The organism is Enterococcus mundtii (genome assembly GCF_002947535.1).
Lineage (GTDB): Bacteria > Bacillota > Bacilli > Lactobacillales > Enterococcaceae > Enterococcus_B > Enterococcus_B mundtii_B.
In genome coordinates this window covers 1-13,557 of sequence record NZ_PUAP01000036.1, presented here as the reverse complement: position 1 = coordinate 13,557, position 13,557 = coordinate 1, and the positions used below count along the sequence as shown (strand labels likewise).

Here is a 13,557-nt window from a genome sequence, read left to right as displayed (position 1 = left end):
CAAAATTTAATGAAAATCATGGGTTAAATCCGAATTTATGTTATACTAGTAAAAATTTATTTGGGGAGGTTTCAGAGTGGATTCGCACTTAAACAAACACATTGCAGTTGCAGGAAAAAAACAACCCGCTGATTTAGTTATCAAACATGCAAAAATCGTCAACGTCTTTACGAAAACGATCATGGAGGGTGATGTCGCTGTCTGCGACGGAAGAATCGTAGGTATTGGGGAATACGAAGGTACGACTATCTATGATGCAAAAGGACAGTATTTAGTTCCTGGTCTGATCGATGGTCATGTGCATATCGAAAGTTCTCTGTTAGCACCTAAAGAGTTTGCGAAAATCTCTCTATTACATGGTGTGACAACAGTAGTAACTGACCCTCACGAAATCGGAAATGTAGCTGGAAGTTTGGGTCTTGAATTTATGTTAGCAGATGCGAAAGAAACGCCGATGAATATATTTATCATGCTGCCTTCTTGTGTACCTGTCACACCATTTGAAACAAGTGGTGCTGTCTTAGATGCAAAAGCACTTGCTCCTTTTCTTGAGTATCCTGAAGTACTTGGTCTAGCTGAGGTAATGAACTATCAGGCAGTCGCTTCAAATGAGCAAACGATTATCGATAAATTACAGCTGATGCATCAAAAGAACAAAAAAATCGATGGCCACGCCGCAGGAATCAACGGGGACGACTTAAACGTTTATTTAACTGCGGGCATTCGCACAGACCACGAAGCAACGACCGCCCAAGAAGCGGAGGAACGTTTAGCGCTAGGAATGTATTTGATGGTTCGAGAAGGAACCGTCGCGAAAGATCTACAGGCACTCTTACCTGCTATCACACCTGACAATTCACGTCGCTGTTTATTCGTGACCGATGATAAATTGATCGATGATCTTGTAGCAGAGGGTTCAATCGATCACATCGTTCGCCAAGCAATCTTGGCGGGGATGGACCCACTACAAGCGATCCAGATGGCTTCATTAAATGCAGCAGAATGCTTCGGCTTACAACATTTAGGGGCAGTAGCACCAGGCTATCAGGCAGATTTCTTCTTAACAGATGACTTGAATAAGTTGCCGATCAATACCGTATTCCATCAAGGGAAAACGGTTGTTCTAGATGGACAGTTGGTTCCGGATCTTACAGAAGCAAAAAATCAGCCAGCCATCGATGCGTTACCGAAAATGGCGGTTGCACCATTTGGTCCACACTCTTTGGAACTAGCTTTATCTTCAACAACCGCTCATGTCATCGAGATCATTCCAAATAGTTTACTGACAAATGATTTATTGGAGCAAGTCCAAGTCGAGAACGGTTCTTTTACTCCTTCAGTGGCAGATGATCAACTAAAGATCGCTGTCATCGAACGGCATCATGCTACAGGAAATATTGGTCTAGGAATTGTTAAAGGATTCCAACTAAAAAGTGGTGCCTTAGCTACTACTGTGGCTCACGACTCACATAATATCGTCGTTGTAGGAACAAATGATGAAGATATGTGCTACGCTGCTGAACAATTAATCAAAAAAGGCGGCGGGATGATCGTTGTAGATCAGAAAACCGAATTAGCTTGTTTACCTTTGCCTATTGGCGGTTTGATGTCACTAGAACCTTATGAAACAGTTAATCAACAGTTGCTGAACTTGACTGATCAAGCGCATCAGTTAGGTGCAAGTGAAGCATTCGATCCATTCTTGACACTTTCATTTCTAACGTTATCAGTTATTCCTGAATTGAAAATCACCGATATGGGGCTCTTCTCTTTTTCAAAATTTGATTTGATCCCAGTCTGTGACCAATAATACTAAAAAAGAGCATAACAAAAAAGAAGAGCAGGAACTCAATGTTCCTCCCCTCTTCTTTTTTTATTTAGTTTTGTCCACAAATTGTGCTTCTACACGATAGATTCTTTGGCCTCGAGAAGAAAACTTCTCTTCATATTCTGTCATGATATTGTCTTCAAAGTCACTTTGGTGTAGATCAAGCCAAACTTTTTTAAGGCGCATCCCGTATTGTGAAAAACTAGCTAACGAATATTCAAACAATCCTTGATTATCTGTTTTGAAATGAATTTCGCCATTTGGTTTTAAGATCTCTTCATCGACAGCTAAAAATGTACGATACGTCAATCGACGTTTTTCATGTCTCTTTTTGGGCCATGGATCTGAAAAATTCAAATAAATCTGGTCGATCTCATTCTCTGAAAAGTACTCAGTTAAAGCAGAACCGTCCACATGCAGTAATCTTAAATTGGGTAGTGGTTCCTCCAATACTTTGTCTAAAGCAATCGATACGACACTCACTTGCATTTCGATCCCGATGTAATTGATTTCTGGATGCGCTTTGGCCATCCCAGTAATAAACTGACCTTTTCCCATACCGATCTCAATATGGATTGGTTGATCATTTCCAAATAATTCTTTCCATTTTCCACGCCATTTTGTTGGCTCACTGATGACGATCTCTGGATGAGCGGCTAGCATTTCTGCTGCATTTGGTCGGTTACGAACACGCATCTTTTTCTTCCTCTCTATTCCTACAAAAGATTGTTCTTTAGATTCTACTGAATTTATTGTAAATCGCTATTGGTATTGCCCCTAAAAATAAAAAAATCAACTGAATATCCGAGCTTAACCACTAAAAATTCGTTTGAGTTGTAAAATCTCTTCATTCATTCGTCGATAATCTTCACGTTTGCAGTAGCGCGTGATTTCTTGTAATAAATTCATCACCGCATACCAATGTAATTTTTCTAGAATTTCATCTGTTGGTCGGATGCCATAGCTGATCAACCACTGGTTCCAGCTAGACAAAGGCACGTAATTCCCTAAAATGGTTGCAATATCTACAGCCGGATCAGCGAACATGATCGAATCCCAATCAACTAAATATAAATAATTTTTACAGACTAACCAATTTCGATGATTGACATCTCCATGCACGACCGCTAGTTTTTCCTTGTCCACCGAAGGGATTTGTTGACACAAATAGCGATAAACGAGTTGCAAAAATTGATTGTTTTTTAAGCTATCGGGTAAATCTTGTTCATAATATTGGAGCATTTTTTGAGGGGTCATTACCCTACCACCAATTCGAGATAGCATCGTTTTTAAAGATGTCGAATGATGTAGATGATACAGTACATCAATGACATCATTTCTTTGACCAATCTCACTAGGCGTCAACAATCGGCCTTCCAGCCATTCTTGTGCGGTCAAGGTATCGCCATCTCCTGTTCGCTTAGTCCACACTAATTTCGGCGTAATGCCTTCACGAGAGAGTGCAGCGAGCATTGGCGTTGTATTTCTCTTGATAAAAACCTTGTCTTTATCACGCATGCCTATGTATGTTTTTCCTGTGTCACCTTTGATGGGGCGTAACCGCCACTCTTGGTCTAACTGAAACTCCATCGCGCATTCTCCCGTCCTCTACTATATGTTTGCAGTATCTATTATTCTAGTCGCCCAAGTCTTGAACGTCAAGCACATATACGTTCTTTTTCTATCTTTTGCCCTCTAAAAAACCAACTTTTATCAAAATAAAAAAACTCCCTAGTGATTTCTTCTTATTCATCAGGTTTAGCACACACTTTTTGGACTATTGAAAAAAATAGGAAAGTTCGAAAAAACATAAAGTGATTTCGGACTTTCCTACATGAATCCCTATTTATTTGTCATAAAAAAGTGAGGATTCTCAGCTCACTTCAAATGTTACTTCTGAATTTCGATCCAAGAAGATTCCTTTTTCTGGTCACACCACTTACTTTTCAAATGTTACTCCGCAATCTTCTTGATCCGCGATGGCACGTACCATTTGATCAAGAGTCCATTGACAATAAGATAAACCAAGATAGGTAGCCATCTCTCATTTCCATCAAGAACAACCGCAGCAATCACTCCAAATAAAACAGCAACAAAAGTTAATAACCACGTCAAAAGACGTTGGAGCGCTCCACTTTTTTGACTTTCTGGGATAGGATACAATTGGACCAAGATCATATAGCGAAACTGACTGTATAACGGTAATAACTGAAAGCCAATCAAATATAGAAACAATGAGCCGATACCTAAAGTAAAGTATAGGTCGTTGATTCCGGCGATAATGATCGAGCCGATCACTGTCAAACGTACATACAAGCCAATAAAATCTGACCCTCTAGCAAAACGTCGAGCAAACAAATAAAGATACGTGTTTTTCGTTTCTTTCTTGATTCCTTGTATCACAGGATCAAGATAACGGCGTCTTTTGACTTTCGCGGTGATCTCCGGCACATCTGTAAACAAATTGATGAACTGATAGATTTGGTGCAAACGTTGTTTTTCTAATTGGATCATTTTTTCCCAGTCTAAATGAGCGGACAGATTTCTCCATAAGAACCAATAATAGATTCCAGCTTGAACTGATGAAAGAATCAGTCCCAACCAAATATTCCCATAAAAAGAGAGAAGTAAGATACCAAATGACGAGACCCACCAGCCATATTTAAAAAGATTTTTACGTGTTTCTTCCAAACGATAAAAATCTGTTCGTTTCAGCTGTAAATGACTAGATTTCAAACTCCATAGTATAAGTAAATAAACAAAAAACAGCGAAAATGGTTGTTGCGTTGAAACAACGACTAACGGCATCGCAAATCCGCACACTAATCCTAGAAAAACCATCGGGAAAAGACAAGAATAACGAAAAGCTCGTTGCAAGTATCCTTTCATCTCGTTTTCTTTTGGTAGAAGAAAAACTAAATCTGCTGGTTCCGCAAAAGTTGCGATTTTCCCAACGGCCAAGCAAATCAACCAAATCAACGAGACGACGATACCTCCAAGCGAAAAAGGAGCCTCCAGTGTTTTTAGCCAGTTAGAATAATAAAGTCCTAGACCCCCAATCAAAAACAAACAGACTAATACAAAATGATCGTTGAATACATAGCGTAAGTATTTCATCATTTTTTTATGATGTTTTGCTAGTCTTTTTTGAAAAAAATCATTCATAACCTTGCTCCTTCGTCAACGCGATGTAGATTTCATCTAAGGATGCTTCTGGCATTCTAAAAGCAGTCTGCAACTCTTCTAACGTTCCATCTGCTCTGATTTCTCCTTCATGAAGAACGACAAAACGGTCACAATATTTTTCAGCAGTGGCTAAAATATGCGTAGACATCAAAATACCAGACCCTTCATTTTTCATCTCGACCATTAATTCCAACAAGGCATTGATTGCCAACGGATCTAGTCCTAGAAAAGGTTCATCAATGATATACAAAGATGGTTCAATCAAAAAAGCACACAAAATCATGACTTTTTGTTTCATTCCTTTTGAAAAATTCGCTGGAAACCACTCTAATCGATTGGACAAACGAAATGTGTGTAACAACTTTTCTGCCCGTTTCATCGCGATATCCATTGGAATGTTATAAGCCATCGCCGTTACTTCAATGTGTTCTTTTAAAGTAAGTTCTTCATATAATGAAGGTGTTTCTGGAATATAACCAATTTGTTTACGGTAATTTTCTACATCCTTTTTAAGGGATAATTGATTGATCTCTATTTTGCCTTTCGTTGGTTCAAGCAAGCCGATAATATGCTTGATCGTGGTACTTTTCCCTGCTCCATTCAAACCAATCAACCCAACCATTTCTCCAGGCTGAACGTTAAAACTGATATCTTTCAAAACAGGTAAATGACCATAGCCTCCTGTTACATGTTCGATTTTTAAACTCATATTTCTTCCTCCGTTAATATACTGTCTTCATTATACCACGAAGCAAATCACCTCCAATTATTTTTTACGTGCATTCTCATGAACTTATGTTAAAGTTGAGGTAACGAAACTTGAATAGAAGAAAGGTGTTTTTATATGGACAATTGTATTTTTTGTAAAATCATCAAGCAAGAGATCCCTAGTTATAAAATCTATGAAGACGAGAAAATCTATGCGTTCTTAGATATCTCTCAATCAACCAAAGGTCATACATTGATCATTCCTAAAGAACACGTAACTGATATCTTTGAATATAACGAAGAATTAGCCAGTGATGTCTTTGCTCGCATCCCCAAAATTGCTCGTTCCATTGAAAAAGCATTTCCGGAAATGGAAGGGTTAAATATTATCAATAATAACCGAGAACTAGCCTATCAAACCGTTTTTCATTCCCATTTCCATTTAGTTCCACGTTATAGTAAAAAAGATGACTTCTCCATCCACTTTGGAAATCATCAAGCAGATTATACAGCGGAAGAAATGACGGCTATCCAAGAAAAAATCAAAGAGCAGGTGACGATTCATGGTTAAAAATTTTCTAAAAGGATTAGTATTCGGTGCTGTTACTGGTGCAGCAGCGGGACTATTATTTGCCCCACGCAGCGGAAATGAGACCAGAGAGAAATTGATTGCAGAATTAGATGAAGCAACTGAATTGACCAACGAGTTAAATAACAGCTTGAATCATTTTAAGCAGGCGTTATCTGAAACAAAAAGAACAGCTGAAACTGTTATTCCATCTTTTCAAGAATCAATCGAAAAAGACATTGAAAATTTCAAATTCCAAGCAGAACCACGAGTTACACAAATCCAAGAGCAAGTGGAAAAACTTTCGGCACATTTACCTGAAGCCTTGACAGACGTGCAATAATGACGCAAAAACAAGCACTTTTGATATCTATGTGTCTTTTTCATGTACCAAGTTGAGTGGAATGTGACAAAAATTTGAATTTTGTTTGAAACTATCAGTCAGAACGTTTTTATTCGCTAATAGATATGGTATAGTAATATTTGTGAAAACCAATAATAAATTACAGGAGTGCAAAACTTAAATGAAAAAGAAAAAAATAATTTTAGCTGCGACAAGTGCGTTAGCTATTCTAACACTAGCAGCTTGTTCTGGTGGCGGGGATACAAATAAGGATATCGTAACCATGAAAGGCGGTACAATCACCGTCGCTGATTTTTATGAAAAAGCAAAATCTGAATCAGCAAACCAACAATTACTTCAACAAATGGTCATCTATGATGTATTCAATAGCAAATACAACGATAAAGTTTCAGATAAAGAAGTAGATGCTGAATATAATAAAACAAAAGAAACTTATGGTGACAGCTTCGAAACACAATTAGAATCTGCTGGATTTACAGAAGAAAGCTACAAAGAATTCCTTCGTAATAATCTTGTCTTTAAAGCTGGGATCGAATCTCATGTGAAATTGACAGATGAAGACTTGAAGAAAACTTGGGAAACATTCCATCCAGAAGTAGAAGCACAAATCATCAAAGTTGCTAGTGAAGACGAAGCAAAAGAAGTTAAGAAATCAGCTGATGACGGCAAAGATTTCGAAGAACTAGCAAAAGAAAAATCAACAGATACAACTAAAGACGATGGTGGTAATATCAAGTTTGACTCAGAAACACAAACTGTTCCATCTGAAGTAAAAGAAGCTGCTTTCAAACTTAAAGACGGTGAGATCTCAGATGTGATCACTGCAACAAATCCTTCTACTTACGCAACAGAATACTATGTCGTTAAAATGGTGAAAAACCAAGATAAAGGAAACGACATGGATAAATTCAAAGATCAATTAGAAGAAATTGCGACTCAAGCAAAAGTAAATGACAGCGAATTTACAACAAAAGTAATCGGTGAAGAACTAAAAGAAGCGAATGTAAAAATCAAAGATGACGCATTCCAAAACATCTTGACACCATTTACTTCAGCTACGACAAGTACATCTTCAACTGAAGACTCAGCAACAGAAAGCTCAGAAACAAAGACTTCTGAAACAAAATCAACTGATTCTACTGAAGCATCTGAAACAGAGCAAAGTACGACTGAATCAACAAACGAATAAGCACTATACGCGTCTAGGCATTTAAAAATGAATGCTAGAGAAAGTATTAAAAAAGTGGTTTAGGATGATAAAACTCATCCTAAACCACTTTTTTTGAATACGATAATTTCTCATTATCCGTCTCTGCTAACGGAAAATGAAAAATTATTTGGGTTCATAAAAATGTTTGGAGTAATAATCCATTCGAACCATCTAAAAGCGAATAAACGACGGGAACAAAAGTCCCCTCTTCGGAAATAAGGCGACATCCCCAAAAGTTTGAAAAACAATTTTCGTGGATGTCACCTTATTCATCGAGGCTAAACACTTCTGTTTCGACCTCTTTAAAACTAGTGAGATGATAGCAATATATTAAATTATTACGTATCTTTCAATACCTACCCAACAATGACCATCATTTCTGTTTTGGTACATAAAAACTACGATTATCCAGACCAAATATTCGATCCGTATATTTTCCTGGCTCTGTTTGACGAATCGCAGTAGTCATCATTTGCATCGAGGCATCGATCGTGTCGATCTGATGTAAGACTTCAGCTTCCATGATCCGAGGACGAACAGGTGAACCATATTCTAACAACCCATGATGTGATAGGACCATATGACGCAAAATCAAGACATCCTCTTCTTCTTCACTGATTTTCAACGCCAAGCAAGCTTTTGTGATTTCTTCATCAATCAATACAAGATGACCCACTAAATTACCAGCTAACGTGTATTCAGTTGCCATTGAGCCGGACAACTCGATCACTTTCCCTAAATCATGTAAGATAATTCCCGCATAAAGTAGGGGACGATTCAATTCAGGGTATTCATCAGCAATCGCTTTACCTAAGTGTAACATTGATACTGTATGGTATGCCAATCCACTAGCAAATGCGTGATGATTTCGTTTGGCTGCCGGATACTCAAAAAATTGTTTTTGATATTTGTTGAGTAAATAACGCACGATTCGATTCCAATGTGCATTTGTGATCTCAAATAACAATTGATTGATTTCTTCTTCCATTTCTTCTTTTTTCAATGGGGCTCTTTCCATGTACAAACTTGGATCACTCGGTTCATCAACTTTTGTTAAACGCATATGCAAGATTTTTACTTGCGGATTTCCTTGATAGACCTCGCGTTTACCATTTAAAAAAACAACTGTTCCTGGTGTAAATTTTTTGATCTCGTCTTCTGATGCATCCCAATATTTGCCATCAATTGTTCCTGATGTATCTTGAAATGTAAAAGCGATAAATTTCTTACCGTTCTTAGCGATTCTTACATCTGCATTTTTGATCAAAACGAATTGTTCGAATTGTTCATCAACGACTAATTCACGTATTTTTTTCACTATTTGCACCTTCTAACTTTCTCACAGATTGTTCTAGCTCATGATAATAGCTTACCATTTCTTGGTCAGAAGACAAGCAGATTACTTGATAGGTTTTGCTAAATTCAGCTAGCAATTTAGCTAAACGGTATTTTCTCTTATGATCGTAGTGTAGCCAACCATCATCGATTATCACTGGACAGATCGAACGTTTCGCTTCCAAAGCAAGATAAGCAAACCGCATCGCCATAATCATCTGATCCTTTGTCCCTGTCGATAGTTCATAAATCGGAAACTCATCTGTACCATTTGTTAATGTCAATGTATCGTTTCTCAATTGTATTTCTTGGTACTGTCGATCAGTTAGGATACTTAGATAGTCTCCAGCTAATTTGAGTAACTGTGGTAATTGCCGTTCACTTAATTCTGTCGAAAGATCACCTAAAAATGTCCCAGCAATCACTAAGCCGCCCCACTCCTCAAATAAGACTTGTAGTTGTGCTTTTTGGAGACTCTCCTGTTGATATAATTCATCTAATGTCCCGTCTTGTTGTAGTCCTTCAATTTGCAACTGCAAGCGTTGACGTTGCTCACTCTTCGTACTTTCTTCCCTCTTTAGTTCTTGCAACCGTTCGGATTCATGAGCAATCTGAGTCTGCAACTGACTATAAGTAATGACAGTTTTAAAAATCGGGGAAAGAATATGCGTCAATTCTTCAAAACGCGCTTGTTGTTGTTTCGTTTGCTCCGCCTTTTGTAAAAAGATCGGTACTTCTGATGGATAGGAAAGTTCTGCTCTAGCAAATTGTTCTTTGTATTCCTCCAACCACATTTTTTGTTTCTTTTTCAAGGCATTGATTTCTTGTTTCAATAAAGTATTCTGTTGATAACTTCTAGCATATTTCATTTGTTCCATCTCTTGGATAAATGTTGCTAACAGATCCATTTTTTCTGAGAGCGATTTATGTTGTAGTGGTAACCACTCTTTTGCTAACTCGAATGCCTCTTCTATCTGTAATAGCTGTTCTTGTATCTCTCGTTCCCGTTGTTGTTTCTTTTGAAAAACAGCATAAAGCTTTTGGTAATCTGTTACTTCTTGGCCCTCATTTTTCATCGTTTCAATCGTATTCATCGTCCCCAATGAATGACCATAGGCATAATCAGTAACTGATTGCTCTAAATTTTGTTGTTTACGTTTATTTTCATTGAGTGTTTGGGTAAGTTCTTCTAATTGCGCTAATACGATATCCAGTTGTCCTAATTTTTCTTGCCATTTCCCTTTGATTTCTGGTAATCCTTGGGCTGGTTGTATCTTACCTTTTCTACGAGTAAACGTATAGGCAACCACACCTAACGCAAGCAAGGGCCCTAAGATTTTCCCTGGCATGGGCAAGAATAAGCCAATTGCAGCTAACACTAAAGCACTAATGTAAAATTTTAAAAAGGATTGTTTTTCTGGAACTTCTTGGATCGGTCCTGCTTGGATCAATGTTGGGTGGGCTACTTCTAATTCATTGATCTCGGCTTCCAATGTTTGTTGCTGTTCTTTCACAATATCAAAGCGAATCGCCAACTGATTATGGTGATCCTTTAATTGTTGCGCCATCGTATACAAAGAACGCCACTCTTTATCATCAATAAATTCCTGTGGTCGTTGCAAACGATCCCAGCGCCAACGCTGTTCCAAGATTTTCAATTCGGACGCTGTTTCCCTTGTTTCTACTTGCAGTCTTTGCCACTCATCCATTAATTGCTCAGTTGAAAATTGCTTTTGCTGTAGTGCTTTCAACTCTTGTTCTTGTTCTAAATAAAAATAATAACGTGCAGACTGCTGATCCATCCCACTATGTCGCTCTAATGAAGCTTCAAGTTCTTCCAGACGTTCGTTCATTTGTTGATAACGTTTGGTAAATACTTCTAAATCTTGTATCAATGATTCATCCGGTACTTCAGCTAGCATATTTTTTTTCAGTGATTGCCATTCTTCATATAAAGAGAAATTCAATTCTTGTTGATGATATAACGTAAGTCTTTGATTGATTTGTTCGATATCATGCAATAAGAGCTGTTGCTGTTCTGCTAGACGTTGTTCCTCCATGATCCATTGACTATAGATCGCCTCTTGCTCTTGCTTTTGGTGAATCTTTTCTTGTAGTTGTTTCCATTCATTTAGTCGCTGATTAATCACTAATTTTTGACCTTTTCTTTTAAACAACTTATCAGCTGATTGATAATATTCTTGTCTTTTTTGAAAGACATGAGAACTTCCAGTGATTCCTAATGAAATCAACGCGTCATGTAATTCTTTTTCTGTTAAATGAGCAAGTTCACTCAGTTGCTCTTGTTGAAATGTAAAAACCTGTTGGAATAACTCTTTCGTCAAAGGTGAAAGTAGTTTTTCTAAGAGTTCATCACTTCCACTTTGGCCATTACATGTGACCTTCGATTTACCTCTATTTTGTTGTTTATATCTCTCAACATAAATTTCTCCATGTATGGGATGATTCAGCCATACTTTCCCACCATATGCAGAACCGTCTCGCGGTGTGTAATCTTTCTTTTTCTTCCCTTTAGATGGAAACCCAAAAAGGATGGCTTGGATAAATTGGTAGATCGTTGACTTTCCCGCTTCATTTTCACCATAAATCAACTGATTGCCAGAGGTAAAATCAAAGGTTTGCTGACGCCACTTTCCGAAAGCTGCTATTTCGATTTTTAAAATATTCATTCAGTATCCCCCTCAAACAAAAAGTCTTGCCGAATGATTTCTTGGGCCTTTTGTATCGTAGATTCTTGAAAATCCGGTAGTAGATCCAACACTTTGATTGCCTCTTGATTTGTGTAGGCTTCTTGTAGTATATGCTGAAAATCTTCCTTTGTTTGGTAATTTTCGAATAGTTGTTCAAACATCGCTGTTGAAGCAGATAAAGAAATTTTCGCCTCATTATCTCTTTCTAAAGTAGATATACGCCAAATAATCAAATTTGAAAATTTCCTATTTATTTCTTCCTTCAAATAATCTAATAATTCTCCGGAGTGAATACGATCCAACACTTCCTGATCTAAGTGCTCATAATCAATGATCTCAAATTCGACGAGTGTCATCGCATTGGGTTCAACTACTTCTTGTTGGATTTTCTTCAGTACATCCGTCGTTTGTTTCACTTCCCTGAGAGAAATTTGCTGGCGTTCCCAATAAACTTCTGCAACTTTTATAGGTATTGTTCGACAAGTCGCTCCCTGAAGTTCAACTAGAACTACTGAAGTCGCAGACTCTTCTTTTTTGGTATGTCCTTGTGGTGCACCGGGATAAAGAATTGTTCCTTTTTCATTTAATTTGGTGGGAACATGGATATGTCCCAACGCCCAGTAGTCGTAGCCTTTTGCTTCCATTTGCTTTGATTGAAATGGTGCATAATTCCCATGATTTGACCCAATTTCACCATGATAGAGTCCAATATGGTAGTCAACAGCAAAACGTTGGGGAAATTCAGGTACTTTTTCATCAGTGATCCATTGTTTTGTGTAACTAAATCCACTGAGTGCGATTGTTTCACCAACATTAGTTGTTAATTGCTGTGTCTCTACTGTTTCCGACGTATACAAAGAAAGATTCTCGGGGAATTCAAACCAATATCTCTCTTTTTGATAAAAATCATGATTACCAAATGTTAAAAAAACTGAGATATTGTGTTCTCCTAAACGCTTGATTTGTTCCGAAAAATGCTTTTGGATCTTTAGCGAAGGACGATGCTGGTGGAAGCTATCCCCAACTAGCAAAACAAAATCAACCTGATGTTTGATTGCCTGTTCCACAATATTTTCAAGTACGGTCAAATTAGCCCGTAATAATTTCTTTTGAACTTTTCCATCGATTCCCACTAGTCCTTCAAATGAACGATCCATATGCAAATCTGCCGCATGAATAAATTTGACCATTAGGCTACTACCTCCCCATAATATAAGATAATAAAATACAAGTTTGTCTGTATCGCTTTACTAAAACAGATCGATATCTGTTGGCTTTTTTGGTTTATACATGGTTTATCATAACATTTCCATTGCTTTTTTTCAGCAAAAAACCGAAAATTTGTTCGCATCCAGACAAAAAAACAGCTGAACTTTCGTTCAACTGTTTTTCATTTGCGTGGCGGCGTCCTACTCTCACAAGGGGCAACCCCTCACTACAATCGGCGCTAAGAAGCTTAACTTCTGTGTTCGGCATGGTTACAGGTGTATCCTTCTCGCCATCGCCACCACACTTGGTGTTATCTATATTGAGTAAATCTTGTTCACTCAAAACTGGATTTGAAGTATCAGTAAGAAACTCTCCGAGTTTTTTCATTTTATTTTGGTTAAGTCCTCGATCGATTAGTATCAGTCCGCTCCATACATC

Annotated in this window: 11 protein-coding genes and 1 rRNA gene; 4 read left to right on the top strand and 8 right to left on the bottom strand. The window is 37.7% G+C overall.

The window, feature by feature from the left end; translation table 11 throughout:
- The first annotated feature begins 76 nt into the window (after positions 1-76).
- Entirely contained in the window at positions 77-1,810 is a 1,734-nt protein-coding gene (gene ade / locus CUS89_RS12075) for an adenine deaminase (RefSeq protein ID WP_104872307.1), read from the top strand.
- A gap of 63 nt (positions 1,811-1,873) precedes the next feature.
- Here the strand turns inward: ade and trmB are convergent, their stop codons facing one another.
- The 4 genes from trmB to CUS89_RS12055 form a co-directional block, all read right to left on the bottom strand.
- A complete protein-coding gene (trmB, locus tag CUS89_RS12070) occupies positions 1,874-2,524 on the bottom strand; it encodes a tRNA (guanosine(46)-N7)-methyltransferase TrmB (RefSeq protein ID WP_010734194.1) in 651 nt (216 codons plus the stop codon).
- 114 nt (positions 2,525-2,638) lie between these two features.
- On the bottom strand, positions 2,639-3,418 hold the full coding sequence (locus CUS89_RS12065) for a phosphotransferase family protein (protein WP_104872306.1): 780 nt from the start codon (positions 3,416-3,418) through the stop codon (positions 2,639-2,641).
- Between the two features lie 363 nt (positions 3,419-3,781).
- The gene (locus CUS89_RS12060) at positions 3,782-4,993 is read right to left on the bottom strand and encodes an ABC transporter permease (RefSeq protein WP_104872305.1); all 1,212 of its coding nucleotides are present in this window, start codon (positions 4,991-4,993) and stop codon (positions 3,782-3,784) included.
- Positions 4,986-5,723, bottom strand: coding sequence for an ABC transporter ATP-binding protein (locus tag CUS89_RS12055; protein ID WP_065096621.1), 738 nt, complete (start codon positions 5,721-5,723; stop codon positions 4,986-4,988). The genes CUS89_RS12060 and CUS89_RS12055 overlap by 8 nt, the downstream gene beginning before the upstream one ends.
- A gap of 135 nt (positions 5,724-5,858) precedes the next feature.
- On the opposite strand from CUS89_RS12055, the gene CUS89_RS12050 reads away from it, so the two are divergent.
- From CUS89_RS12050 to CUS89_RS12040, 3 genes are all read left to right on the top strand, one after another.
- Entirely contained in the window at positions 5,859-6,293 is a 435-nt protein-coding gene (locus CUS89_RS12050; RefSeq protein ID WP_104872304.1) for an HIT family protein, read from the top strand.
- Positions 6,286-6,633 (top strand): YtxH domain-containing protein, encoded by a 348-nt coding sequence (locus CUS89_RS12045; protein WP_065096619.1) that lies wholly within the window; start codon positions 6,286-6,288, stop codon positions 6,631-6,633. The genes CUS89_RS12050 and CUS89_RS12045 overlap by 8 nt, the downstream gene beginning before the upstream one ends.
- A 181-nt stretch (positions 6,634-6,814) precedes the next feature.
- Positions 6,815-7,843 carry a peptidylprolyl isomerase gene (locus CUS89_RS12040; protein ID WP_065096618.1) on the top strand — a complete coding sequence of 343 codons (1,029 nt, stop codon included), beginning with the start codon at positions 6,815-6,817 and terminating at the stop codon, positions 7,841-7,843.
- 394 nt (positions 7,844-8,237) lie between these two features.
- On the opposite strand, the gene CUS89_RS12035 is transcribed toward CUS89_RS12040, so the two are convergent.
- The 4 genes from CUS89_RS12035 to rrf all read right to left on the bottom strand — a co-directional run bounded on the left by CUS89_RS12035 (position 8,238) and on the right by rrf (position 13,422).
- Positions 8,238-9,182: a 3'-5' exoribonuclease YhaM family protein gene (locus CUS89_RS12035; protein ID WP_065096617.1), complete on the bottom strand. Its 945-nt coding sequence runs from the start codon at positions 9,180-9,182 to the stop codon at positions 8,238-8,240.
- Positions 9,166-11,889, bottom strand: a complete 2,724-nt coding sequence (locus tag CUS89_RS12030; RefSeq protein ID WP_104872303.1) for an ATP-binding protein — start codon at positions 11,887-11,889, stop codon at positions 9,166-9,168. The genes CUS89_RS12035 and CUS89_RS12030 overlap by 17 nt, the downstream gene beginning before the upstream one ends.
- The gene (locus tag CUS89_RS12025) at positions 11,886-13,100 is read right to left on the bottom strand and encodes a metallophosphoesterase family protein (protein WP_104872302.1); all 1,215 of its coding nucleotides are present in this window, start codon (positions 13,098-13,100) and stop codon (positions 11,886-11,888) included. Before CUS89_RS12025 ends, CUS89_RS12030 begins: the two co-directional genes overlap by 4 nt.
- Before the next feature lie 206 nt (positions 13,101-13,306).
- Positions 13,307-13,422 (bottom strand): 5S ribosomal RNA (gene rrf / locus CUS89_RS12020).
- Between the last annotated feature and the right edge of the window lie 135 nt (positions 13,423-13,557).